General features: G+C 66.0%; 17 protein-coding genes, 1 tRNA gene and 2 pseudogenes. 12 read left to right on the top strand and 8 right to left on the bottom strand.

Annotated features, from left to right (window positions below):
- Window positions 1-88: 88 nt before the first annotated feature.
- Window positions 89-165, top strand: a tRNA-Met gene (locus tag Q0C41_RS01425).
- 73 nt (window positions 166-238) lie between these two features.
- Window positions 239-570: pseudogene (locus Q0C41_RS01420) on the top strand (site-specific integrase); the annotation flags it as partial.
- A gap of 343 nt (window positions 571-913) precedes the next feature.
- On the opposite strand, the gene Q0C41_RS01415 reads toward Q0C41_RS01420, so the two are convergent.
- Window positions 914-2,287, bottom strand: a complete 1,374-nt coding sequence (locus tag Q0C41_RS01415; protein WP_291980654.1) for a hypothetical protein — start codon at window positions 2,285-2,287, stop codon at window positions 914-916.
- Between the two features lie 384 nt (window positions 2,288-2,671).
- Between Q0C41_RS01415 and Q0C41_RS01410 the strand changes: the two genes are divergently transcribed.
- A complete protein-coding gene (locus Q0C41_RS01410) occupies window positions 2,672-2,800 on the top strand; it encodes a hypothetical protein (protein WP_291980653.1) in 129 nt (42 codons plus the stop codon).
- Between the two features lie 55 nt (window positions 2,801-2,855).
- Here the strand turns inward: Q0C41_RS01410 and Q0C41_RS01405 are convergent, their stop codons facing one another.
- The 3 genes from Q0C41_RS01405 to Q0C41_RS01395 form a co-directional block, all read right to left on the bottom strand.
- Entirely contained in the window at window positions 2,856-4,394 is a 1,539-nt protein-coding gene (locus tag Q0C41_RS01405) for a hypothetical protein (RefSeq protein ID WP_291980652.1), read from the bottom strand.
- A gap of 113 nt (window positions 4,395-4,507) precedes the next feature.
- Window positions 4,508-6,193 carry a hypothetical protein gene (locus Q0C41_RS01400; RefSeq protein ID WP_291980651.1) on the bottom strand — a complete coding sequence of 562 codons (1,686 nt, stop codon included), beginning with the start codon at window positions 6,191-6,193 and terminating at the stop codon, window positions 4,508-4,510.
- 100 nt (window positions 6,194-6,293) lie between these two features.
- Window positions 6,294-9,119 (bottom strand): caspase family protein, encoded by a 2,826-nt coding sequence (locus Q0C41_RS01395; protein ID WP_291980650.1) that lies wholly within the window; start codon window positions 9,117-9,119, stop codon window positions 6,294-6,296.
- A 310-nt stretch (window positions 9,120-9,429) separates the two neighbouring features.
- Here Q0C41_RS01395 and Q0C41_RS01390 point away from each other — a divergent pair, with 310 nt between their 5' ends.
- From Q0C41_RS01390 to Q0C41_RS01375, 4 genes are read left to right on the top strand one after another with little or no spacing between them, the layout of a single operon-like run.
- On the top strand, window positions 9,430-10,071 hold the full coding sequence (locus Q0C41_RS01390; protein ID WP_291980649.1) for a sigma-70 family RNA polymerase sigma factor: 642 nt from the start codon (window positions 9,430-9,432) through the stop codon (window positions 10,069-10,071).
- Entirely contained in the window at window positions 10,061-12,766 is a 2,706-nt protein-coding gene (locus tag Q0C41_RS01385; RefSeq protein ID WP_291980648.1) for a serine/threonine-protein kinase, read from the top strand. The genes Q0C41_RS01390 and Q0C41_RS01385 overlap by 11 nt, the downstream gene beginning before the upstream one ends.
- Before the next feature lie 58 nt (window positions 12,767-12,824).
- The gene (locus tag Q0C41_RS01380; protein WP_291980647.1) at window positions 12,825-13,196 is read left to right on the top strand and encodes a hypothetical protein; all 372 of its coding nucleotides are present in this window, start codon (window positions 12,825-12,827) and stop codon (window positions 13,194-13,196) included.
- 18 nt (window positions 13,197-13,214) lie between these two features.
- Window positions 13,215-14,687 carry a S8 family serine peptidase gene (locus Q0C41_RS01375; protein WP_291980646.1) on the top strand — a complete coding sequence of 491 codons (1,473 nt, stop codon included), beginning with the start codon at window positions 13,215-13,217 and terminating at the stop codon, window positions 14,685-14,687.
- Between the two features lie 134 nt (window positions 14,688-14,821).
- Here the strand turns inward: Q0C41_RS01375 and Q0C41_RS01370 are convergent, their stop codons facing one another.
- Window positions 14,822-17,713: a hypothetical protein gene (locus Q0C41_RS01370; RefSeq protein ID WP_291980645.1), complete on the bottom strand. Its 2,892-nt coding sequence runs from the start codon at window positions 17,711-17,713 to the stop codon at window positions 14,822-14,824.
- A 413-nt stretch (window positions 17,714-18,126) separates the two neighbouring features.
- On the opposite strand from Q0C41_RS01370, the gene Q0C41_RS01365 reads away from it, so the two are divergent.
- The 5 genes from Q0C41_RS01365 (at window position 18,127) to Q0C41_RS01345 (ending at window position 23,748) form a co-directional block, all read left to right on the top strand.
- Entirely contained in the window at window positions 18,127-19,524 is a 1,398-nt protein-coding gene (locus Q0C41_RS01365; RefSeq protein WP_291980644.1) for a hypothetical protein, read from the top strand.
- A 303-nt stretch (window positions 19,525-19,827) separates the two neighbouring features.
- Window positions 19,828-20,124, top strand: coding sequence for a hypothetical protein (locus tag Q0C41_RS01360; RefSeq protein WP_291980643.1), 297 nt, complete (start codon window positions 19,828-19,830; stop codon window positions 20,122-20,124).
- Between the two features lie 19 nt (window positions 20,125-20,143).
- Window positions 20,144-22,090, top strand: coding sequence for a S8 family serine peptidase (locus Q0C41_RS01355; RefSeq protein ID WP_291980642.1), 1,947 nt, complete (start codon window positions 20,144-20,146; stop codon window positions 22,088-22,090).
- A gap of 3 nt (window positions 22,091-22,093) precedes the next feature.
- Window positions 22,094-22,816: a hypothetical protein gene (locus tag Q0C41_RS01350; protein ID WP_291980641.1), complete on the top strand. Its 723-nt coding sequence runs from the start codon at window positions 22,094-22,096 to the stop codon at window positions 22,814-22,816.
- Window positions 22,813-23,748 carry a hypothetical protein gene (locus Q0C41_RS01345; RefSeq protein WP_291980640.1) on the top strand — a complete coding sequence of 312 codons (936 nt, stop codon included), beginning with the start codon at window positions 22,813-22,815 and terminating at the stop codon, window positions 23,746-23,748. Before Q0C41_RS01350 ends, Q0C41_RS01345 begins: the two co-directional genes overlap by 4 nt.
- Before the next feature lie 153 nt (window positions 23,749-23,901).
- Here the strand turns inward: Q0C41_RS01345 and Q0C41_RS31300 are convergent.
- The 3 genes and pseudogenes from Q0C41_RS31300 to Q0C41_RS01335 all read right to left on the bottom strand — a co-directional run.
- Window positions 23,902-24,033 (bottom strand): annotated as a pseudogene (locus tag Q0C41_RS31300) (AlpA family phage regulatory protein); the annotation flags it as partial.
- Between the two features lie 84 nt (window positions 24,034-24,117).
- Window positions 24,118-24,303, bottom strand: a complete 186-nt coding sequence (locus Q0C41_RS01340; protein WP_291980639.1) for a hypothetical protein — start codon at window positions 24,301-24,303, stop codon at window positions 24,118-24,120.
- A gap of 306 nt (window positions 24,304-24,609) precedes the next feature.
- Window positions 24,610-25,296 carry a hypothetical protein gene (locus Q0C41_RS01335; protein ID WP_291980638.1) on the bottom strand — a complete coding sequence of 229 codons (687 nt, stop codon included), beginning with the start codon at window positions 25,294-25,296 and terminating at the stop codon, window positions 24,610-24,612.
- Between the last annotated feature and the right edge of the window lie 80 nt (window positions 25,297-25,376).

The following is a 25,376-nucleotide window of genomic DNA, read 5'->3' as shown; positions in this document are numbered from 1 at the left end:
TGGCGCTCGCTCCAGGGGCGCCGCCTCTGCTAGAATCGCTCGTTCTGGCTGGACGCCGTGTTCATGGCAGAGGGCCAGCCTTCAGGGTGCCGGTGTAGCTCAGCCGGTTAGAGCATGCGTCTCATAAGCGCAGGGTCGGCGGTTCGAGTCCGCCCACCGGCACCACAGTTTCTTCCAGCCCCATCCCCGCTGAATTTTCGCAGTGACTCCTGCAGTTGCCGACGGCTCCTCGGCGGCGCAGGTGGGAACCCTCCTGAACGCCATCGACGCCTTCGACGGCACGTTCGTCGTCCGCTCGGCGCTGCAGTTGGCGCCGCTGGTCTTCGTCCGGCCTGGCGAACTCCGACGTGCCGAGTGGAGCGAGATCAATCTCGCCGCCGCCGAGTGGCGCATGCCGGCGGAGCGCATGAAGATGCGCGAGGCGCACATCGTGCCCCTGAGCACCCAGGCGGTCGCCATCCTGCACAGCTCCGGCCGTTCACCGGTCACTCGCGCTACCTGTTCCCGTCGATCCGCACCACGACACGGCCGATGAGCGACGGCACCATCAACGCGGCGCTGCGTCGGATCCGATCCGCCTGTGGCTCTACGTCGCCTCGACCCGACCATCGAGAACGCGACCAGCGCATTGAGGTCCAGCGCCCCGAGCCCCTCGCCGCGCCTGCAGAATCTCCCCGAAGACGTCCTCGGCCAAGCTCACGCGCGCCCAGCCGCTGGCCATCGGCGGTGCAGCTTCGAATGGCGGCCCACGTCTGCAGGAGGGTCAATGGGAGTGCCTCCTGCTCGATCTCCGGTCCTTGATGCTGGCGCTGCAGCGGGCCGCCGTTAGCTCCCCGCCCGAGCGCGTGGGCGACGTGACTCGGGCGCGAGCGATTCCGGCGGGTCATCGAGGGTGGTCGAATATGAGGCCACGCTATTGGCCTCTCAACGCACGCAGTAGGTCGATGTCGCCCCTGAAGATCAGCTTCGTTCCTGAAGGGACGGTCGTGCCCCCTCGCCTAAGAGGTGCTTCGTGCTCGACGCCGAAGCCGAACGTGAACGTTCGAGGCTTCTCGGCGACCTCCCTCCTGTCGATGACCTTGAGTGCGTCTATCATGAACCTGAACACAAGCCTTTCATCCGGCGCATCAAAGGATGCAAGAGCGCCCTCCCCGCGGAAGCGGCTGTCATGTCGCCAGGCTATCGAGGCCGAGAAAGCCGGTGCGACCGTTGAGCCCTCGCCGTGAACGACCTCCATGGGATTGTTGAAGAGGTTGTAGGCCAAAGCCGCCTCCCAGAAGAGCTCGGCTTTGGTGGCTCCGTTCGCTATCGGCACCGACAGCACACTACTCTGGCCCCGGTCCAACAGAACACTCTGCGTGCCGAGAATAGTCTGACCGATTCTCACACCAAGGCTCACTTCTGCGGACTTCTGTCCGTTCGCCCGGAGGTTCGCGCGAGCTCCAAGGTCCCAGAGAAAGGCCTCTTGGTACACCGCTTGAGGTGATTCTTCGGATTCTGCTGGGGCACTGTCATCGACCGGCTCCACCAGAGATAGGGCTGGGACGAACCCAAAGCGACCACCAAGTGCGAAATCGAAGCGCTCGAAGCGGTCGTCGCCGAAGTGCTTCGACTCCCAGACGACATGGGCAAGAGCGGCTGCTGTTTGCTCGCCACCGCTTCCCTCGTCGACGGGTCGTCCGTTGCCTACCACGGCTCCGGTGACAAGAGTGGCTGAGAAGAGTTCTCGCAATCCTCGTTGCGCGAGCATGGCTTCCAGCGTCGTATGCGATTCCTCCGAGGACGTCAGCAGCTCGCTGAGCTCAGGAGGCCATTCATTCGCCCTTCGACTCGTGTCCGCGTAGCGGCCCACCCACCGATCGAGGGCCTTCAAGTTGATGTGCTGCCTCAGCAGCCACTGGTTTGTGGCCGTGTTCGCAGCGTTTGCGGCGACTAACGTGTCGGCAACCTTCGCTGGCGCACCGTCAGCTGTAGTCGCACTCACAATCGTGGGTACCGCTCTTGCGCTAAGCTCTCGCTTGGCCGTCTTGTAGCATGCCAGAAGTGTCTTCAGAGCGTCGGACGTAGGCGACGCATCCTTAGGCGGATTCGTTTCAACGAACCTCCGGCAGTCGGTAGGCAGGAGACCTGCTGTGTTACGACGAGCCAGGAGATCCTGCCCGGCCGCAGATGCCGGCCCAAAGCACATGTAAACCAGTGACGCCACAATGACTGTGGACGAAAGAGTCTGATGTCGATTGTTCTGGACCATGAACTGGTGAACGTTGGGACCTGAGAATCCGGACACCAGTCACGTCCGAGGGGTGAACTGTCCCAGATCGAGCTTGCAGCCCTATGGAAGCACGATGGGCTCGTAGCGCGTCACCAGGTGATTGCGTTCAAGGCTGTGCTGGCATGGAACGGCTCGGCCATGCTCTCACTTCTTGAATCGAACACCACCGAGCCATGCCTGAAATGCGCTCGTCGGGTGCGTACGCTGGAAGGCGGCCGGACCGGTCATGTCTGGGTCTCGAGCAGTAGCGGCTCCGGACAGCCGTTCACCATCTCTACTCGTGAGGGCCACGACGTCGATGTCGTCCGCACTCAGGTGTAGTGCGACCTCGTCACCAGCCACATAGCCGGTGACGACGATGGGAACGGTGCGAGCGTCGGACCGAAGGGTACCAGCACCGTGGACGGTCGGCCCCTGCTGTATCAAGAGAAGGTCCACGCTGCCCGCACCGACCTCGCCGCGCCAGCGACCATCGAGTACATCGTCGCGTGGCGCCAGGAGATAGAGGACGGCTCCGCTACAGATTAGCCCGGCGAGAGCGAGCCGCACGCGTCTGAGAGTCATTGTGGCTCGGCACGAGGTGTCAGGCGTTCAGATCGATGAACTCGGGATGGTCGGGAAAGGGGTACAGACGGACGGGTGGCGTAACCTGCACCCTCAGCTTCTGATAGAACATTGGGTGCATCGCGCAAATGTCGTGCTCCAAGATCGGGAGTCGGGTCTCCATCGCATACTCGAAATCTGCCTCTGCTGTGAAGCCGTCGGCGCTGAAGGTTCGCACTCGGCCAACCACCCCCAGTTCGCTCACGATCTGCCGGAACCTCCACGCCGAGTATTCGCCCGCAGGCCACTGCGATGCTGTCTGGTGCGCACGTTTGTCCAGGTCCCGCCCCTTGAAGACCGCAGGCATACCGTTGAGGGCGTCGAGGATTTGGCCGATGCGCGGATACACTGAACTGAAAGCGCTGACCACCTCGGTTGCAAGCCTCTGCTCGGCCTTCTTCACACCCGATCTGAGCTGCTCCTCCGTGAACCGAGGAAAGGTCCCCTCCTCGAGAGACTGTCGGGCCACCTCATTTGCCAGCACGATCAGCTGACGCGGCCTGAGCTGAGTGTGGCGCAGGACGTACGGAAAGGTGCTCTCGGTCAGGCCTCGGCCGTTGGTGAGATCCCGCCCGAAGAAGGGAGTCCACATTTTCGCACGGACCTCGCGATGATCGTCCCAGTCACGCACCGCACCATTCGGGAGCTGTATGCCTGTCTTCTCCAGGTACACGGAGAGGCGCCAACTGAGAAGTCGCATCAAATCCTTCGGGCGCCAATGGAGATACAGCTCGTTCTTCACATACTTCAAACTGTTGGTGATGGCCTCTTCAAGCAGGTAGGGAAAGACCTCAGCCATCATGAACAGTTTCAGGTGAATATTCTTGGACGCGTACGCGGGGTTGAACTGCGCGGCACACTCGATGAGCGCCGCCGTGGCGCGCATCATGTCCTCGTCATGGACGGCATAGTTCTCGAGAGTGTCGAAGGCGATCACGATCGGGTGCGATCGCGCGAACTCCAGCACGGCCTGCTTGCCCTCAGCGATAGTCGGCGTGGCAAAGAGCTCCTCCAGATGGTCCGACATCAGCGGGTCAAAGCTGCCGAACCGCGTCAAGAGCCATCGGAACGCGCCGCGAATGAACTGCGATGCCTTGCCTCCGTCGATACCGAACACATTGGCATCACGGATCCGGGGATCCTTGTCGCGGAGATGGTGAAAGATGACCGACCAGATGACAAAGTCCCAGACTCTCGCCAGGCGAGGGATTGCCACTTCGCGAGCCGTCGTTGCCGTAGCCGAGAGCGGAGCGAGGACGTCCTGGTAGACCTTGGGTTCGTCCACATCGATGAAGACTGCGTCCGGAAGTGTCGAGCGAAACGAGAGATAGCGGCTCAGAGCCGTCTTTCCGCTCCCCCGTCGACCGACGATCAGGTAGACGTCCGGTTTGAGCGCGTCCGCGTTGAAACGCGTATGGTAGAAATAGTAGTCCTGATAGTTCTCGCCGAGCGTACGCAGCTCGGACTCGCAGTCCGCTTCGCCGAAGGGCTTTTCGCTGTTGTTCGGCAGTCTGGCCATGCGTAGATTCTCTCCCGCGGATGTGTCGGTGATGAGCGCGGCAAGTCACAGAACCTGGTAAGCCGGCGCCAGGGGAAAGCATGAGATCGTCCTCGAAGGGGAGCCCGGTAAGGCTACCGCTGACGTCTGTGGATCCTACGCAGCAGCGCCGCCGAGACCGACGAGTGTTCCGCCCACGCAGCCTCGCGGACGTCAGCGGGCTGCGTCCGCAGCCATCGGCGCTGTGCGATGAGGCGCTTCTCTGAATCGATGTTCTTGCGGATGGCGTAGCGCACACGACCCTCGCCGTCGACGACGAGCGTGCAGCCGCCGAAGAAGTAGCCCTCCCGCACGGCACGCTTCTGCACGATCTCCGCAACCGTGTCGAAGTTGACGCTGCCGCCCGGTGAGACCCGGCGGACGGTGCGCAACGAGATCACCTGCGGAGCCTGCACCTTCCCGCCAGGGCGAACGAGGCCGCATGGAGGCCCATGCTCGCCGTTGCAGATGGCGCGGCCGAGCGCCTCGGCCGCCTCCACCTGCCGTCCGTCGTCGCTCCACTGAATGAGCCCGTTCGTGCAATCCAGTTGCAGTTGACTGAAGCGCAACGCCTCCACGGAGATCGGGCGCTCGGGTTGGCGCCACAGGAGCGAGCCCTCGCTCAGATCCTCCACATCGGGAACCGTGATGCCGTAGTGCCGAAAGGACGTCACCAGTGCCTCCCGGTAGGCCCACGGATCGTCTGCGACGAGGTCGGTGTCGGCAGTGATCATCGCGCGCAGGAATTCGCCGAACGTGCAGTGGTGCGAGGGGCTGTAGTCGATGGCCCGAATGACAATGGCCAGGAACTGTTGGGCCAGGTCGCACGCGGCTTTGGCCAGCAAGTCCACGCCCTCGGCAGGCAGGCGATTCTGGTAGGGCGCAAACACGCGACGGAGCTTCGCCGTCTTGACGGCATACACCCGCCGGAATGCCTCGAAGCACGCCGACACCAGCACCGCGCCCAGCGTGTGCTCCTCCTGCGTGTCGTCGTACCTCTGGTGGTCGGGCACCGGCTCGTCCACTTTCGTGTTGTGCACCGCCGTCCGCAGTGGGGAGCGGCCGTCGATCAGGTCGTACCCGAACTGCCGTCCGATCGCGGCAAGCTGATCGGTCTCCACCCCTCCCTGGGTGCGATCGATGGCCGCCGCCACCACACCAGGCTGAGCGAAGTGCAGGAAGATGGCCACGAGGTCCGAGAAGCCCTCGTGCAGCGCAGGCACATCGGGATGCGTCGGGCGGAGGAAGTTCGGCCTGAGTCCATCGAGGAGCGCGTGACTGATCTCGTGCGCGATGATGTCGCGCGAGAGTGCCAGATACACGCGGCCACCGGGCTGGCTGCGACCGGTCGCGAACTCCTGCGCCGTCTGCCAGCCGAACTCGACCGTGCCACTATCGCGGTCGTAGTAGGCGTTCGCGTCGCGGAACGCTCGTGGCACGAGACGCAGTCGACCATCGTCGTGCGGGATCGGGCCGAACCCCGGATCCCGACCCAGGGCGTCCGTAAATCGGGCGTACGTTTCCATCGCAACGGCGTACACCATCTGGCACGCAAAGCGAGGATCGGTGGTGCTGGGCGACAGGCCGTCGGTCATGAGCAGTGCTCGAGACTCGAGGTCGAGCACCGCATCGCCCATGTCCCGGCGGTCGACCACGAACCAGTGTCCGGCCGGACCCGGCTGAAGCGGTTCGTAGGGCACCGACAGGGTCGACACCTGTCCGTCCAGTCGGCCGACGCTCGGATCCTGCGTGAACACGCGGAGACGCCGACGTGTCGGCATGCCGTCCGGGATCTCCGGATGCGGTTGTACACGCTGCCGAACGTTGGGGTGAAGACCGAACGTCCATGCCGACGCTCCGGCAGTGCTGCGCGCGTTCATGTCATCGCCCGCCCAGGAATCGTCTCTGCTTCATGCCAGGGGCCGGGTCCAGCAGAGTCGGGTTCTGCCGGCGGTCCCGGCCAAACGCCTTCAGGATCGCCGTGATGAAGGCCTGGTTCGACCCGCCGCCCGCGAGGGTCGTGTCGAACACGGTCATCGCACTGGTCGTGAAATCGCCGTGGCTGTCGGTTTCGAACGCGAACTCGTGATCCAGACAGGCGGCAAATGAGACGACCCCAGGCTGCGGCTCGCGCTCGCCTGCCGGTGGGACCGTGGCTCTGGCCCCGTCCCGTCTTCGTACGGCCTCGTATTCGCGGATGACGGAGGCGGGCAGCTTGAAGAAGCGGACCTGCTGATTCAGGCCAGGCCTCGGCAACGCAGCCACCCGAGTGTTCGTGCCCGAGTTGCAGCAGTCCATGAAGAACGTCAGCGTCACGCCAGGACGCTCACGGAGCTGCGCGCATACCTGGTAGATGTCGTCGTCGGTCAGCAGTTCGCCGCGCTGGTAGTCGACGGGGACCAGTGCCTCATCAAAGCGGTCCACCTCGTCACCATTGAGATCCGGCACCTGGGTTCCATGTCCGGCGTACTGGAACACGAGCTGGTCGCCGCGTCGACTGTCCTTCACGAGCGAGGTCAATGCCTCGAGCATCCGAGACCGCGTGGCGTCGCGATTGCGCAAAGTGGTGACCGAGAATCCGGCCCTCTCCAGCCGAGCCTGCCACGCTCGGCTGTCGTTGACGCAGCCGCTCAACGGCATACCGGCGTACGTGTCGATGCCGATACAGACGGCGACGCGTCGCGTGACTGGAGACTCGGCTCTGTCGACCGATGCTTGCGAACCCGAATCGACGGGCTCGTCCTCCCCGTCGTCTTCCCTATCGAAGGCAGTGACCGGCTTTGCCTTCTCGCCGTGGCAGCAACAGCACACACAGTCGACCGACGGCTGGGCCTCACCATCGTCAGGCTGCACCAGCGCGCGAGCCGCGTCAGCACCCTCGAGGGTCCGGGCGAAGTCCTCGGATGTCGGGAACCTCTTGCCGCCGAACCCGAGCGCGGCGACGCCAAGTACGTTGGCCAGAACGCTGCGCAAGGTGGCCTCGTCGTTGTCGAAGCCGCCGTGCTGTGTCGCCAGCGTACGCTGGTTCAGCGCGCCATCCTCGTCGCGCTGCGAGAACTCGATGGCCCTGACGTCGCTCACGGAGTACTTCAGAGGAGCGCGCAGGTCGCGCTTGTCGGCAAGCCCGAACGCGGAGCGCATGCTGGGGTCGGCGAACAGGTCCTTCTGCAGCCCAAGCACGCGGCCGTCATTCCGGTCCTCGCACGCGTCCCGCACGTAGTACAAAAGGGACTTGCGGTAGATCTGCGCGACGTTGTCGTCGCGCTCCGCCTTGTCGCTCATGGTGAAGACGCGCAAGCGCTTCACTGTCCGGCCATCGACGATCGGCGCCACGTCACGCGCATAGTCATCGATGCGGATCGCTGGCGCCAGGTAGTTGAGTGACTCGAAGGCCAGTCCCTCGTCCGTGAACAGCCGCATGAAGGGCGCGAGGACGATGGGGCCGGTACTATGGCCGACCGCGTGGAGCTTCACCTTCTTGTGCTGCGACAGCCAGGGCAGGAGCCTCTGTGCGAGTTCGTGGAGCCCGCCAGGACGACCGAACCTGGTGGTCGGCTCCGAGCACCGCCGCGCGTTGGCCTTCATCTCGGCCCAGATCGGGCGCGCGAGTTGCTGTGTGGCAACCTCCACACCCTTGTCCCAGAAGTCCCCGAGCCCGCGCTGACCGCGTGGCTGCTTCCAGATCGTCTGAAAGAGACTCGATTCCCAGATGAAGAAGATGGGGTAGACGCGATGCGATTTCCACCAGGGCAGCATCGCGCGGGCGTAGCGTAGCGCCGACGTCTCGCCGACCAACCCGCCGTGCGCGTAGAACAGCAGATGGTCGAAGCCGTCGCCGTCGAACTGGGGTGTCAAATGGTCGCGGACCAGGGTATCGAGATCCGCGGTGGTGTTCTGCATCGCGCCCTTGCCAGACAAGACCCCCTGTGAGGTGTTCACGGCATGGCCGATCAGGTCCCGGAACTCGTCTTCGATGCCACGCGCGCCAGCGCCGTCATCGGTCGCGAGGCGTCCCTGCTCGATCAGTCGCGTGAGCACTGCCTGCTCTTCCGCGGCGTGAGCGTGTTCCGGCACCTCCAGGTAGTCCGGCTCTGGGCGTAGGTCGCTCCTCGTCAGTGCGGTCCGAACGATCGCGCCACGCGTCAAGCCGCTTGGCACAGGCACGTCGAAGGCGCTCAGTGTGTTGTTGGCAAGGAGCGCCTTGATGTCAGTCCGAAACTTCGCGGGGTCGAGGTCCAGGCCAGGACACGTCTTGCCGGTGTTGAGGAACTCCCGGTGGAACTTCACCGCGTTCTCGTCGAGGCCGCATTTGGCCAGCACCGCGCGGACGACGGCGTAGGCCGTGTTCTTCTGCGCGCCCGCAAAGGGATCGACCTTCCTTTCGAACAGCCCGACCATCTCGACCATGAAGGGGCCCGCCGCCGTCGTCCCGTTGTGCCCACGCACGCTCGCCGGCATCACGTCGAAGGGACGACCCGTCCAGATCAGGCCCTGGGGGTCGATGGTGAGGTGCTGCGCGATGTCCGCCATCCCGATGCTCTGGTGGAAGGCGCGCATGGCCTCGACGCTCGCGAGCCCGCGGAACTCCGCATGACGGGGATGATCCGTGCAGTGCACGTGCACCTGCGTGATGCGTCGAACAGGGGTCCAGGCATCCAGCAGCGTCTCGAACTCGGAGAGGCTCAGCGCCTCGATGGGGTGTGGCATGACGTCTCTCAGGCAATGGACTGGCCGATCCCTGATGGGATCGGCTCCGCCGGCGTCTCCAAGGCAACCGCCGGGCAGCGGACATCAGAACGCTGGCCCGGCCAAAGTCGTACATCTACAGGCATGGCTCGGGAATCAGAGGGGGTAGCTCCAGGCGCCTGGCCGCCGGAGCATTGACGGTCGACAACCGCCTGGCCCCGCTGGACGTCTTGTAGATGCCCTGACCAGAACGGCGGCGCAGCCGTGCGGCGGTGTTGTTGTGGCCGCGGCCGGTTGAGGTATCTTTGCGGCCTACTCAGGAGTTCGACACATGGAGCCCGGCGACCGCCTCCCAGACGACGCACGCGGTGACTCCGACGCGACTGCGGTGACGCTTGCGGCCCTGCCAGGCCCGCAGCGCACGTCCATGCGTTTGCTGTTGCGCGCCCGCCGCGGCGACCAGTCCGCCATCGCGGAGATCGTCGCGCGGCATGTCGGTCCACTGACTCGGTGGGCGCATGGGCGCCTGCCGCGATGGGCGCGCACCGTCGCGGACACGAGCGACCTGGTACAAGAGGCCTTGCTGCAGACGCTTCGTCGCTTCAACGGCTTCGAACCCCAGGGCCATGCCGCTCTCCAGGCGTACTTGCGTCGAGCCGTCGACAACAGAATCAAGGATGAGTTTCGCCGCATTGGCCGTCGCGGCATCGCGTCGGAGGTAGACGAGCGGCTCGCAGACGGGGCGCCCTCGCCACTGCAGGCCGCGATGTTCAGCGAAACGGAGCGCAGGTACCGAGAGGGCATTGGTCGACTGCGTGAGTCCGACCGCCGGCTCGTCGTCGCGCGCGTCGAGTTGGGCTACTCGATCGAGCAGTTGGCGGCGATGACGGGTCGAGTGCGAACCGACACCGCACGTGTGGCCCTCCGCAGGGCTCTGCAGCGGCTGGCCGTGGAGATGGCCCGTGGAGCGTGAGAGCGGAGCCGTCAGTCGGCTGGCTGCCGCCGTGGCGAACGGCGAGGCGATCGACTGGACCGCAGCGCGGCTCCTTGGACGGAGTGACGACGAGCGACACGTGCTCGCGCAACTCGAGGCCGTCGTCGGACTCGAACAGCGGCCCCACGCCGACACCAGTTCATCCCAGGCAAGCGATGGCGCAGTGTGGCTCCTGGACCTGGCGCTCAACGTCATGGCCGGCGTTCACGTCATCTTCGCCTGCGCAGGCCAGGTAGTCGCGACGCCGCGCACCACGTTCCTGAACGCACAGCTGGCGATCATGCTGGCTCTCGCGGGCGCGGCCCTACTGCTCCTGAATGGCGGGGCACGCGATTCGCGTGCCCGCCACCTTGGTCAGCTCTACCTGCTTCTGGCCGCGGCTATGGCACGACCGGCCCTGGAGGTCCTGGAGCGCGGGGGCATGCAGACTGCGGCCCTCCTGTGGTCCGGTGTGTACCTCGAGTCGTTCATACCGCTGACCACCTGGCGGTTTGCGCGCGAGTTCCCCTTCATCGTGCGGTTCACGCGATTCGACCGTCTTGCCAACCTCCTGATGGGGCTGGCGCTGTCTGTCTCACTCGTGCTGTTCGGATCGAGCGCGATGGCACGACCGGGCGTGGGGCAGGGTGCTGCGGGGCTCGGCTGGGCCGCCACCTTCAGTCGACGAGCGCCGGACGGATGGTTCTGGCCGGTCGTGTACCTGTTCCTGCTGGCGGGCGTCCTGGCAGTCGTCCTGCGCACGCGAGCGGCCGCCGAGGCCGAGCGCGCGCGAGCGAGGTGGTTCAGTCTGAGCCTGTTGGCCGGGTTCGGCCCATTGGTCGCTACTGGCTTGTCCCGCGCAACGCTGCCGGGCCTGTGGCAGCCGCTGGACGCATCGGCCTCCGCGACACGGCTGATCGACGCAGCCGTGTTCGGCGGCTTGCTGGCCGTTCCGTTCGCGACGTCGTATGCGGTGCTCGTGCATCGGGTGTTGTCGCTCCGCCTCGTGGTCAGGCGCGCGCTTCAGTACGCGCTGGCGAGAGTCTCACTCGTGATCCTCACACTGCTCCCCATTGGCTGGTTTGTCGTGCAGGCCTACCTGCGCCGAGGCCGGACCGTCGAGGAGTTGGCAGCGGAGATGAGCTGGCCGGGGTTGTTCACCATGGGAGTGGGCACGTTGCTCCTGCTCACACGCGGGCCGATGCTTCGGAGCCTCGATCGCCACTTTGTCGGGGCCCCACTCGACTACGGGCGGCCCTTGAGCGAGGCCGCCGTCGCCATCAGCAGGGCAAGAAGCCGACGGGAGATCGCCGCCTCGCTCGCAATGCACGTGCAGCGTACGCTCGGCGCACGGTCCGTGAGCGTCCTTGAACGTCGCGCCAGCGGAGAGTGGTCGTCGTTGCTGGGTGGAGCACACGGGCCAGACGCACATGGGGCGTTGACGGCTGTGCTCGACGAGAGCTCCGGGGCAGTCAGTCTCGAACCCGAGGGGCCTCTGTACGGGCTCCTGCCCCCGCGGGACCAGAACTGGCTGACGCAGAGGGAGGTGCACGCGCTCGTCAGGATCCCTGGCCCCGACGGCAGCGTCATCGGCTGCGTCGCCATCGGTCCACGAACCAACGGGTTCCCGCTGTCCCGACAGGACCTGGACTACGCCGACGCGGCCGCCAGCACGGCGGGCGCGGCCCTGGATGCGTTGGCGCGCCAGGGATCGACGGAGCTGCACTCCGATGACCGCGATGAGCTCGCCTTCGAGTGCGAGGACTGCGGCGACGTGTTCGAAGCCGCTCCGCGGTGTGTCTGTGCCTCGACCGACAGGATGCTGGCATCCCTGCCGGCGCGGGTTGCCGACAAGTTTCATGTGACGCGTCGGCTGGGGCGTGGAGGGATGGGCGTCGTCTATCTGGCACACGACGAGGCGTTGGACAGACGCGTGGCGCTGAAGACGCTGCCTCGCCTGTCGACCGTCGATCCGGGCTCGATCCGAGCCGAGGCACGTGCCATGGCCGCCGTGGAACATCCCTGCCTGGCGACGATCTTCGGGCTGGAGGTCTGGCGACAGACTCCCATTCTTGTCGCGGAGTACCTGCCAGGAGGCACTGTCGCGGACCGGTTGAGGACGCGCCCTTTCGTGGCTGCCGAAGCCATTGCCAGCGTGATCGCGCTGGCCGAGGGGCTGGGCGCTCTTCATGCACTCGGCTTCCTGCACCGCGACATCAAGCCGTCCAACATTGGCTTCAGCGCCTCCGGCCGGCCCAAACTGCTCGACTTCGGCCTGTCTCGGCTGATCGGAAGGCATACGACCTCGAGTACCTGGCAGGGGTCGTCCATCGACCTGAGTGGGACGAGCTCAGCGCTTGCCGGGACACCCCTGTATCTCTCTCCTGAGGTGCTGGATGGCGACAGTCCTTCAAGTCAGGATGACCTCTGGGCGCTGACACTGGTTCTGGTCGAGATGCTCGGGGCGCCACACCCGTTCTCGGCGCCGACCGTTGGACGCGTGTTCAGGAAGATTCGGACGACCTCGGGAGCGCGCCATATCCTCGTGCCCGAAGACGCCCCGAAGGCCATCACGTCGTTCGTAGAGCGGGCTCTGCACCCGCGCCGGAGTGAGCGCTTCCGGTCTGCGACGGACTTTGCGGATGCCCTGCGCGCCATCCTGCATCAGGGACGCGTCGGCCCCCTGTCCGCTTGAGACGCCTACGACGTTCTTGTCTCTCGCGCGGCACCTGCCGCGATGCCGTTGGAGGCACATGGCCGAGTATCCGTTCCGCATCGCACTCGAAGAGTTCCGCACCTGGATCGAAGACGCCGCACAGGTGCCCATCGAACCAGAGCCGCTCGAACGCTTCATCGAGCTCTTCGCCTTCGACTTCGCCGAGTCGCTGTCGCACGATCGTGGTGATGCGGTGTGGCGCCGCGACAGGCGACGTCTGCGAAATCTGGCCCGGTACCTGGCCACCATCGCCGAGATGCATGCCACCGGGGGCCGCGGGGCCACGGCGACGATCGGCGAAGACGAGCTGATCGCCGCGTTCAAGATCGTCAAGCCGCACTGCGGAGTTGCCGAAACGAACCCGGCCACACCCAGTCGCGGCAAGTACTGCTCGGCAGTGAACGTCTAGCCCGGTGCCAGTTCCGTCATGACGAAGCGCAGGACGACGTGTCGCATCTCTGGCGGTCGCGAGGTCTCCCTGGTTCGGTGCGGCTCGGTCGACGACGTCCTGACCGACCCGGCCCGACCCGAGCTGCATCGTGTGCTCCGTGGCCTGCGGCCCCTCAGCCAGCGACCCTGGTTGACGCGTTCGCTGGACGATCCGTCGGCGAACGCCTTGCAGGTCCTCGAGGAGGAGGCGTCAGGACGCCCCGTCGTGGCAACCGGAGCCATCGCGGTGGGTTTCGCCGATGACGTCACCGACGCCACGGCCGACGGCATCATCGCCAAGTACGACTGTGCCGAGGTCCGGCGTCTTCGTTTCGCGCCACAACTGCGGGTCGTCGTGCCGACGTCCGGCGTGGACGTCTTCGAACTCGCCGGGCGGCTGCAGGCCGAAGAACCACCCGGAGTGATTCGGTATGCCGAAGTCGACTTGCTCGAACCTATTGGGGCGCGCGGTCCCGACCCACAGCAGGCGCAGCAGTGGATGTGGCACCCCGCGGCGCGGGACGCACGGTTTGCGTCCTCAGGGGTCAGCGCTATCGACGCCTGGCGCAGGACTCGAGGGGCCGGCGTCACCATCGCGATGATCGACCACGGCTTCCACCTCGCTCTCTCGGACATCGCCCCCGCAGTCACAGCGGACGCCGCGATGTTCCAGACGACGCCGTACCACGACGCGCAGTTGGTACGCACGCGCGCGCTCCCGACCGGCGCCCACGGCACGTTCTGCGCCAGCCTGGCGGTTGCGCGAGCCAACAACGGTGTTGCCGGCTGTGGCGTGGCGCCGGAAGCGTCGCTGATGCCCATCGCTTGCCTTGGCGACAGTCTGGGCTCGCAGCTCACGTTGGCACGGGCGGTCGCCTACGCCGCCGCGCCGTACCTCGAGGGCGGTGGTGGCACGCCCGCAGACGTCATCGTGTGCAGCCTCGGGCCGGATTCCGGCCCCTGGCATCTTCGTTCCGTGCTGCACGATGCGCTGCGATTCGCCAGTGCCTCGGGCCGCGGAGGCCGCGGCACGCCGATCTTCTGGGCGGTTGCCAACGAAGACGGCCCAATCGCCATCGACGAGGTCAACGCGTCCGGCCTGACGATCCCGGTCGGCGCATGTGGACCGAAAGGAGAGCGGCATCCCGGTGGCCATGGGCGTGAACTCGCCTTCCTGGCCCCCGGGCACGCGGTGCTCGGACTCTTGCCGGACGAGGCGTTGGCGGTGGCGAGTGGCACCTCCTACGCTGCGCCGATCGCCGCCGGCATCGCCGCGCTGGTGCTCTCCATCGCCCCCAACCTGACCGGCGCGGATCTTCGCGACCTGCTGCAGCAGGCGTGCGTCCCGTGTGCGGCGCCCGACGACAAGGCGGGGCACACCGACAGGACCGGGTTCGGTCGCCTCGACGCAGGCAAGGCCGTCGCGCTAGCCATCAAGCGGGCCGGGTCGCCAGTGCTAACCACCACGTAGTCGTTCTCACGTCCCTCGACCCTGCGCAGGTAGTTATTGAGCCAATTCGAGAGGGAGAGTGCGTGGAATCGCCAGGTGGAGGCGAGGCCTCCACCTGGTCGGCTGCCGGTGGTTCCAGCTAGTGCATCACTGGCTCAGCCCGCGTCTGCCGACACCAGCGGGCTGTCCATGAAGAACCGCGTCACGGTTTCGCCCCCTGGGGGGGTGATCTCCAGCACCATGGCCGACTCGCGGTGCGCCTTGCCGAGGCCGCCGACGCGCACGAGCGCATCAAAGACGCCAAAAAACGTGTTGGGAGCGCCGAATTTGTCCATCTCCCCGCCGGCCTTCAGCACGTCCGCCTCGACCTTTTCCAGTTCGCCGAGGGATACGGCACGCTGGGTCGTGCGAGCGTCGTCGACGACGGCATCAAGTCTGACGAAGCGCTTGGCGAGACTATCCTCGACGTTGAGCAGCGTTCGGAGGATCGCCATCTGCGGGTCGTCGCGATCGAACGACTCCTTCCTTGGCGCGCCGCCGGTCATGAAGCCAGGCAACGTCACCGTGACCGGTGCGCTCTCTAGTGTGTTGTCGCGATTCTTCTGCGCGTTTGCGTCGGTGAGCGCCAGCCCGACGAGTGCCTGGAATGGCGTCCGCCGTGTGACCAGCGCACTGGCGATCAGACGGCGGCTCGTGAGTCGGACCAGTCGGTCCAACGGTTCGCCGGTCAGGGCGACGAATGCATCGTGAACGGCCTTGTGATCGAACCGGACTGTGTAGCTCGCCTTGACCCGGCCGAGGCGCTTGCCAAACTGCGCCTCCAACTCCGCAATAAGGCCATCCTGGACCAAGCCGAGGTGCTTGCCGAGTTCGAGGTAACTCGAGAGCTCCTTGATGTCGGTCATGTCATCGCTCTGTATCAGGTCGTAGCCGACGCTCATGCGCTCGAGCGTCTTGACCAGATACTCGCGGGTCGGGCGATCGCTCGATGCACCGAAGGACTCGCCAGCCATGCGCAAGAGCAGGCTGGCCTGCATGCGCTCCTTGTGCTTGCGGCCGCTCTCCACGAGCTCCTTGAGCGACGCTTCACTGGCGAAGACCTGCACGAGGCCGCCCGCATGCGACTGCAGGGAGACATCCGTACGCGTGACGACCTCGAACAGGCGCTTGAACTCCCAGCCGAACGCATTGAACTGCAGTTGTGACGACCGCGTCACCTCGTGCGTGAGCCTTGCCTTGTGCACGAGGACGCCGCGGGCCTGCTGCGCCGCCACGAACACAGGAGCAATGCGGCCGGCCGCGGCGTCTGCAAACAGCTCTGGTCCACCATCTCGGGAAAGGTCGATCTCGACGTCGATCAGCGCCTGGTCGGAAGTGGCTCGGGTGTACAGGAAGTTGATGCGCAGTTCCACCGACTGATGCAGTGCCTTCTGTGCATGGGCGGCAAAGTCGTCCTTGAACCGCTTGAGTCCGGCCAGGGTCTTGTTCAGTTCGGTGACGGTCCTTCCGGCCTCGCTCTGTTCGATCACATCGAAAGTCCTGCCAACGATCCGCTCCACGAGACCCTGAAGCGTCGTGTCACGAAGCTGGCGGATGTCCTGCGCCGTCTTGACCTTCTCCAGGGCACCAAAGAGCTCGTCGAGTCGGAGACGCTTCTTCGCCGCTCCGATCACGTCCCGCAGCTTCTCGAATTCTGGAGCGGTGGCCAGGCGCAGAACAGCCCCGGCGACCAGCTGCACCCTCGCGAACGGCTCGAGGCTGTCCCCGGTAACCAGGGCATGGACGTCACCACCAACAATCTGCTGAATCAGCTTCCACGCGTCCTGGTTGCTCAGCGTGAGGAGATCGTCGCGGCCTGACAGCGTAGCCACGAGTCGTAGTGCCTGTTCGAGGACCTCCTTGTTCGGGCCCAGCGACTTCTCGTACAGCTCCATCACGGTGTTGACGACGCGTTCGTCGATCGACTGGTAGGCCTCGACCGCCTTGCGGATGTTGGCGAGCACAACGGCGACCTGCGGCGAATCGATCACGGCGCCGGTCCACTGTTCAGCGAGTTCCTGCACGAGCCCGGTGAGCAGCCGGCCGACCTTCTTCTCGAGTGCATTGAGGTCGGTGACGTCGACGGCGTTGTCCAGGGCATCGAGCACGGACTTCACGTCCGTGCCGAGGAACGCGCCCAGGAACTCGTTCGGAGCCTCGCTGAAGCCGGAGACGTCCGCTTTCGCCGTGAAGTCGAACCCGGCGGCGGCTTGGAGGCGTGTGTCCTTTCGTTTGCGCACGGCGAGGCGTGCCCAGCCGTCGGCGTGGCCGCGTGTGAGCACGATGGTGAAGTCGCCCGCGAGTCGATAGCCGAGCGTCAGCGCGGCCTTGGCTCGCAAAGCGTAGTCCAGCCTGGCCTCGATGTCGCGGATCGCGAACCCTTCGGAGGCTGTCAGGCTGTAGCCCCAATTGAGTGCGGATGCGAGTTCGAGAAATCCGGAGTATGAAAACTCCACCACCTCGCCGTCCCGCGGCAGGTCGGGTACGCTGCCACGGGACTGGGGAAGCCGGATATCCGAAAGGATGAGTGCGAGTATCGATCGAGCGGGTGTCGTTCTCGCGAACTCCAGGTAGCGGTTGAGGGTGACGTTCGCGCCAGCCTTCGCCGAGATGCCAAAGGAGAAGCCTGCCGGAGCAGTCACCTTCGCACCGGCGGCCGCCTTCCCGTGTGCCCCGAGTCCAAGAACTACGCCGAGACGGTCTTCGCCAAGTGGCGCCGCGCCCGCCGGCAGTTTGGTGCCGTCACCGGCGCGGGCGAGCATGAGCGTGAAGTCGCCCCCCCCACTGAAGCTGGCAGTGCAAGCAACCGCATCACTGCCAAACTTCAGCTCTGGCGTACTGCCAGCGACCTTGGCAGCAGTGAGGACCTTCGCTTCGTCCGGGAACGGAGCGGCCGGGTCAAGCGCCACGGCGACTCCCGTCGCACCCGTGAACGACAGCTCCAGCTCACCGCGCCCTCCGGTGAAGCCCTTCGTGAAGGTCTTGTCGGTAACGGGAATGGTTAGCATGTCTGTGCTCCGTAAGTCGTGACCAGAAGGCCGTGCAGTCGACGAAGGGGAGGAGATGGAATGGGCACAGACCCCCTTAACGTGGCGCAGCCCGATTCCGTACACCTCCGCCAGCGTCGATCTTGGTGTGTCCGAACCTAGCCAGTTCAGCGTTCTTCGTTAGCACGCAGCAGTCGGGCATGCAGGACGTTCACGTACAGCGAAGTTCGCGGCAGTGGCGTGACGGTAGAGGCCAGGCCGCACGTTGTGGCGCTCGCGGGGCCGACGCCATGTCCTCCACCACGGCGGTCGCCAACAGCGGATCCCTGTCCTCATCTGGCGCCCTGTACTCCTCTGCCGCCGCCGGCGTTCTCTAGGACTGGCTGACTCGGTCCTCGTCGAATCGGCTGCCACACAATCGAAGGAGGCGCACCATGTGGAGAAGTCGTGTCATCGCTGGTCTGTTGGTCCTGCTTTGCCAGGCGTCGCGCGCGACCGCGACGCAGGCTCCGGGTGCGGGCGATCCGGCAAACCCCGCGCTGCCCGCACCCAAGGCAGACGCGCCGCAAGCGGGTGCCGCAGCCAAGGCCGGCCCGGCCGCGCCGGCACCAGCACCCAAGGCTGCACCCGCAGGGCCACCGGAGGCCCGTCAGCAACAGCCGGCGGCCGCCCCTGCTCCAGACCCGTGCGAGGCGTCCCAGAGCGACCAAGTGGTGGCGTCGGAGGCCCTGCCGAAGCTCTGCGACGACGCCATGCCGAAGGTCATCGAGCTCAAGGAGGACCTAATTGTCCGCGTGGCCGGCTTCGACGTGTGGGCGTCCAAGCACCCAGCCGATGCACAGAATCTGCTGCTCTACATCAACGGGTACCCGGTGAAGAGGCTGACCGCGCGCGACTACGAGAAAGACGAAGTGAGGCTCAAGTTGGTGCGGCATCCGGATAGTCGAGCGGAGTGGTCGGAGCTTCTTGGGGAGCCGTCCTTGAGTCCGCGACCGGTTACGCTCAGGCTGGGCATTGCCGGGCATCCACCGTTTGACGGTAGCGCGAGTGTCGAGCTCAAGACCATGGATGGCTGGTACCTCGCGTTCGCGGGGGCGGCCTTCGCCGGTCTCTTCTTGCTCTTCGTGATGATCGCGAGGGGGAGCGATCTACTTCGCGAGGGGCGCATGCCAGTCGGGAGCACCGAGCGACGCCCCTTCAGCCTCGGACGTACCCAGATGGCCGTATGGTTCTTCATTGTCATCGCGTCCTTTCTCCTGATCTGGATCGTCACTGGAGCCTATGACCCGCTCACGGCGTCGGTTCTTGCGCTGATCGGGATCAGTGCCGGCACCGCACTTGGCGCCATGGTCATCGATGCGAACAAGGAGGCGGCTGTCGACAACCGCAACGACGGATTGCGAAACGAGCGCCTCAAGATTGACGCGGACGTGGCCGCCTTGCAGGCATCGCTCGCGCAGATGCAAGAGCAGCATGCCGCGGCGCCCCCTGGGGTCGACATCGTTGCATTGGGACAGCGGATTGCCGAACGTCATGTCGAGATCGCCGGCAGGGTCACCCGGGCACAGCAGGTCGACGACGAGTTGCGAGCACTGGGTCAGCGCGTGCAGCCTCTCACGTCTACCGGGTTCTGGAAGGACCTGCTCAGCGACGAGAACGGCGTCAGCTTTCACCGCTTCCAGATCATGGCCTGGACTGTGGTGCTTGCCGTGATCTTCTGCGTGACCGTCTACGAGAGCCTAGCCATGCCGGACTTCGACGCGAAGCTCCTCGGGCTGATGGGCCTCAGTTCCGGCACCTACCTCGGATTCAAGTTCCCCGAGGTGAAGTAGCAGCGGGGCGGTCCGATGCAAAGAATGAGTCGTTGTTGGTCGACGCAGACGGGCCGGCGCATCGCCTCCTGGAGGTGTCGTGTCACGCCCCGATCAGTGCTTCTGATAGCCGTGCGCACCAGGCTGTAGGCCGCGGCGGAGGAAGTCATCTGCCAGTCAACCGGGGCGCCCCTCCGCGTGCTTCGCGTGGCGTAAGTCCACCATGTCCGGATCCCGCCCCGCCGTCGTTCTTGTGGATGTAGCAAACAGTTCAAACACTCCGCCGCACCGGCCAGATCCCGTCGGTGCGTCGCAGGAGGACGCGTGCGCATTGCCCTGCAACTCGATGCGGCCACTGCCGACGCCGTTCGGGTCCGTGTGACCCGAGAGGGCCCTGTGCCCCGTGGCGAGGGGTCCTTGCCGGTCGAGCAGGTGGTCCGAGCGGCCGGTGCCGTCGTGCGCCCCGTACACCCGGGCGCATCCGATGCACTGCTGACGCCCTACTTCTTCATCGACGTGCCAGACGACGCGGACACCGCGGATCTGCTGGACGCCTTGCAACGAACCCCAGGCGTGGAGGCGGCCTACATCGAGCCGTCGGCCGAGCCGCCCATGCCGTAGCCAACCAGGAGAGTGCCCCATGGCTCGCAAGTCCGCACCCACACGTCGTCGTCGCTCCTCGGCCACCGCTTCGTCTTCGTCAGAGGGCCGCGAACTGGTCGTCATCACATCGAGCAGCGCCGGCTTGCGCGCGGGCGCGGGGGCCCTGGCCTCAGCCAGCGGTGCTTCGGTCAGCGCGCTCACCCGACTGCTGAGCAACCGGTCGGCCACCCTCGTCCCGGTGTTCGGCAACGAAGAGCGCGTCCTGCGGGCGCGGAGCCTGGCGGTAGGCGCGCCGGAGCTGCCGGCGCTGGCCGACCTGACGCGGTACTACCTGGTGCAGGCTCCGGCGGACAGCCTCGAGCAGTTGCAGCAAGACCTGCTGAACGACCCACTCGTCGACGGTGCGTACATCCAGCCGGCGCCCGAACCTGCGGTCGTGATGGAGATGCCACCCGCTCTGCCGGACGAGGCCCCGCCCGCGACGCCCGACTTCAACGCTCGTCAGCTCTACCTCGATGCGGCTCCAGGCGGGATCGGCGCGCGTAGCGCCTGGTCGAGGCCGGGCGCCCGCGGCACAGGGGTGCGCGTCATCGACATCGAGGGCGCATGGCGGTTCGGCCACGAAGACCTCATCCAGAACCAGGGAGGCGTCATCGGCGGCACGCAGAGCACCGACATCGTCTGGCGCAACCACGGCACCGCTGTCGTCGGCGTGTTCGGCGGTGATCAGAATGCGTTTGGCGTCACCGGCATCGCCCCCGAGGCCAACACCCGGGCGATCTCGATCTTCGGGTCTGGCCAGAGTGCGGCCAAGGCGATCACCGACGCCGCCAACGCGCTGAGCCCCGGCGACATCATCCTGATCGAGCTGCATGCCCCTGGGCCCCGCTTCAACTTCCAGGCCACCAACGGTCAGCGCGGTTTCATCGCGATGGAGTTCTGGCCGGCCAACTTCGCGGCGATCATCCACGCCACGCAGGTGCGCGGCGTCATCGTCATCGAAGCCGCCGGCAACGGCGCCGAGAACTACGACGACCCGCTGTACAACACCCGGCCCACCGGCTTCCCGACGACCTGGCGCAATCCGTTCAACCTCTCCAACCCGCAGTCGGGGGCGATCCTCGTCGGCGCCGGCGCGCCGCCGCCAGGCACGCATGGGCGCGACCACGGTCCCGACCGATCGCGGCTCGACTTCTCGAATTTTGGCGCACGCGTCGATGTGCAGGGCTGGGGCCGCGAGGTCACCACGTGCGGCTACGGCGATCTGCAGGGCGGGTCGAACGAGGACCTCTGGTACACCGACACCTTCAGCGGGACGTCGAGTGCGTCGCCGGTCGTGGTCGGCGCTGTGGCGAGCCTGCAGGGTGCGCTGCGCGCGCGCAGTCGCCCGCTGTTGACGCCTGCGACGGCCACCAACCTGCTGCGCAGCACCGGCAGTCCGCAGCAGGACGCTCCCGGACGGCCCGCAACCCAGAGGATCGGCAATCGCCCGGACCTCGAGCAGGCGCTGCGGACGCTCGGCCTCGGCAAGGGCATCGTCAAGGAGGTGAAGGACAAGGAGAAGATCGAGATCAAGGAGAAAGTCGAGACCAAGGAGAAGGTCGAGACCAAGGAGGCGAAGGACCTCAAGGAGCAGATCAAGGAAAAGATCGAGACGAAGGAGAGCAAGGACCAGATCAAGGATCTTAAGGAGAAGGAGCGGAAGGAGTTCACCAAGGACATCAAGGAGAAGGACCTGCGCGACGTCGAACCGAAGCGCTTCGAGTTCCCGGCGCCGGGCGGACCATCCGTCGACGATCGTCTCGCCGGCCTCGAGCAGGCCGTCTCGCACTTGCTGCACTTCATTGCCGCGTCCGATCGCCCCGACCTGCAGCAGTCCGCCTTGCACGACGAGGCCGACGTCGCGGCGCAGCTCGCTCGCCAGGCGCAGGACGCCAAGCGGGCGAAGGACGACAAGGACGTGGAGAAGGGCCGCGAGTCCTGAGGCATGTGGCTGGCGTTCTGTGATGCCGACGACCCGTCCGCGGCCTGGCTCATCGCCGGGCTGCGGCGTCGTGGGCTGACGCCGCTGGTGCCCATCACGCCGGAGGCGCTGGTCACGAGCCAGCGCCTCGTGCATCACGTCACCGACTCCAGCGTTCGCACCCGTTTCACGTTGCCTGATGGCCGCACCATCGACACGTTGGAGGTCGCCGGCGCGATCAATCGACTCGGGCTGCTGCCTCTCGACCTCCTGGCACGGGCCAGCGCGAGCGACGGCTGGTATGCAGGGCAGGAGATGCAGGCCGTGGTGCTCAGCCTGCTGGAGGGCCTCGGTGACCGGGCCGTCAATCGTCCGGTGCCGCCAGGACTGTCCGGGCCCGAACCGCCGTTCGCACAGTGGTGCGTGCTGGCGGGCCGTGCCGGCCTCGCGGTGCCGCCCCTGACGCTCGGAACGGGCGCGCGCCAGGAGCATCTGCACCTGATCGCACGCGGCACGTGCGTGGTGTTCGATCAGGCGACCTTCGGGACGCCGGTACCGGCCTGGGTCGCGGCCGCCTGCGTGCAGCTGGCCTCGACGCTCGGCACGCGACTGCTGTCGGTGTCGCTGGCGCAGGGCGACGACGACGGGTGGGTCTTCGCTGGTGCTTCACCCCGTGGCGACGTGCGCATTGGTGGCGATGGGTTGCTCGACGCGCTCACGGCGGCGCTGCGCAGGTCGACCTCGTGAGCGGTCCAATCGTGTTGGTGTGCGGGATTCCGACCGAGTCGCCAGTCGCTTTGGTGCTCGATGCGCTCGCCGACCGTGGGACGCCCTTCGTCGTCTTCAACCAGCGGGCCTTCGCCGAGGCGTCCCTCCAGGTCGAGCTTGCCGATGGCGAGGTCGGCGGCGAACTGCGCTGCGGGCGCACGCTCGTGGCGCTCGATCAGGTCGTCGGCGTCTACACCCGCCTGATGGACGACCGGCAGTTGCCCGAATGGCAGGCCCTCGCGGAGGGTTCGTCTGAGCGACAGCACTGTCGGTCACTGCACGACGCGCTGCTGCAGTGGATCGAAGTGACACCGGCGCGCGTGGTCAACCGCACCGCGAGCATGGCGTCGAACTCGTCCAAGCCATACCAGGCGCAGATCATCGCGCGGCACGGCTTCCGGGTGCCCGAGACGCTCGTCACCAACGACCCTGAGGAGGTGCGCGCGTTCAAGGCGCGGCATGGCAAGGTGATCTACAAGTCGGCCAGCGGGATTCGCTCCATCGTCCGCATGCTGACCGACGACGACCTGTTGCGGCTCGAGCGGATTCGCTGGTGCCCGACACAGTTCCAGGCCCACTGTGCCGGCGTCGACGTGCGTGTCCACGTCGTCGGCGACGAGGTGTTCGCCACCCGGATCGCAACAGACGGGGTGGACTACCGGTACGCCAATCGCGAGGGCGGCCTGACGACGCTGCATGCCATGGACCTGGAGGCCGACGTCGCCGAGCGCTGCATCGCGCTGACGCGAACGCTCGGCCTCGCCTTTGGCGGCGTGGACCTCCGCAGGACGCCTGATGGTGACTGGGTCTGCTTCGAGGTCAACCCCAGCCCTGGCTTCAGCTTCTACGAATCGTCCACCGGACAGCCGATCAGCCAGGCGGTGGCCGGGTACCTCACAGGCCGGTCTTGATGCGCAGCCACGCACGAGCGCGCCAGTCGGCAGCGACTGGTCTGCTGTGTGCGAGCTCCGGTTCGTGCATCTGGAACGCTTGTTCGTCCTGCACGACCGGCGCCCCGCCGGTGTAAGCCGAGCGGCGACGATGCTGGCATCCACCCAGGCCTGCACTTCCGACTCGACCCACCGCGCGCAGTTGCTGTCCAGTGCGAGCGGACGCGGGAAGAGGCCCTGTTTGATCAGGTTGTACACCTGGGCGCGGCTCAGGCCCACGATGGTCAGGACGTCGCGAAGGCGCAGCAGTCTTTCGTACTCGTGCGAACTGCGGGTCGTACTGCCGCAACGCGGTACTTCGTCTCGCCGCCGCTCCTGAAGGATGTCGGCCTAGTCACGCCGACGTCCCTGGCGCGCATCGAAATGCACCGGCTCGCTGCCCTTGTCCGCGAAGACCTTGCCCGGTACCCGCGCTCTGCGATTGGCGAAGTCCACGCGCGGATCGGGTCGGAGATTCCTCGCCGGCAACTGCGGCGTGCGATGGCGCGCCTGGTCGCCAGCGGAGAGGTGCTGCACGAAGGGGTGAAGCGCTCCTCCCGGTACCGGGTCTCTGGCACGTGAGCGAACCTCTGGCCGTTTGGACACGTCAGCCTTGAATCCCGTCCGCTCTTTTGACCATGTGTCAAAAGCCCAGCGTCTCTTGCCGTAAAGTGTTGCAAACAATACGCTTCCAATTTTGAATCCGGATCGGAGTACCAGGCACGTGGTCCAAACGGGCACCAAACCGGCTGTGAGGTTCCCGCCTGGAAGCAAACGCTGGCAGAGCGTCTTCGCTCGCAGACGCCAGCAGGCCCGCAGGCGAGCCAACGACGGCGCGGAAAGTCATCGCGGCACCCGCGAAGGCGGCGTCGCGGGCAGCAGCGCGTCGTAGGGCGTCATCATCACGGTGTCTTCGGTGAACAGGACGATCTGGCACGGCGAGGTGCTCGTCTCGTCGTGCTCGATGACGCCCCACCCCAAGGGCACGCCGACGGAGACGAGTCGGTCCAGAGCCGCCTCGAGCGTGTCACCGAACTCCACGCGCACCTCGAGCCGCTGGCTGATGCGCTCACCACTTCGGCGCGAGGACGACGCACCACCAACCGTCCCACCCACGATGCCAGGCGGGATCCTGGACGATGCCTCGGCATCCTGCATCACGAGATCGTTCAGCACGGACAGCGGCGTCCCGCGGAGGACCAGCGGGACGAGGGGGAGGTCGAGCGCGGTTCGGCAGCGGAGCGCGCCGTCGGACATGAGTCCAGTGACGGAGCCGCGCGTCGACTCACTGACCGAGGAGATGACATCAGCGGGCAGGCCCGACAGCACCCTGCTGAACATCTCGCTCTCGCGAATCACGACCCCGACGGCCTGCTCGCGACCCACGAGCGATTGGGCGTACGTCAGCCAGCCCTTCGATATCGGCTGAGGTTCTGTCACCGAGGCGGCGCCAGCCGGCGTCTGCCCGGAGGCGGTGACGGCAAGCACGACGCTCCCCAACAAGGCGGTCAGCACAGCGGGCCAGCGCATGTTGCCTTTGACACCGGCCAGGAGGGCGGAAGCTCATCGGCCCGACTGGTGCGCATTCCGCACAGGGGCGAAGACGAACG

Source organism: Luteitalea sp. (assembly GCF_022842525.1).
Lineage (GTDB): Bacteria > Acidobacteriota > Vicinamibacteria > Vicinamibacterales > Vicinamibacteraceae > Luteitalea.
Note: the sequence above shows the minus strand (reverse complement) of the source record. Positions and strands in the feature narration are given on the sequence as shown.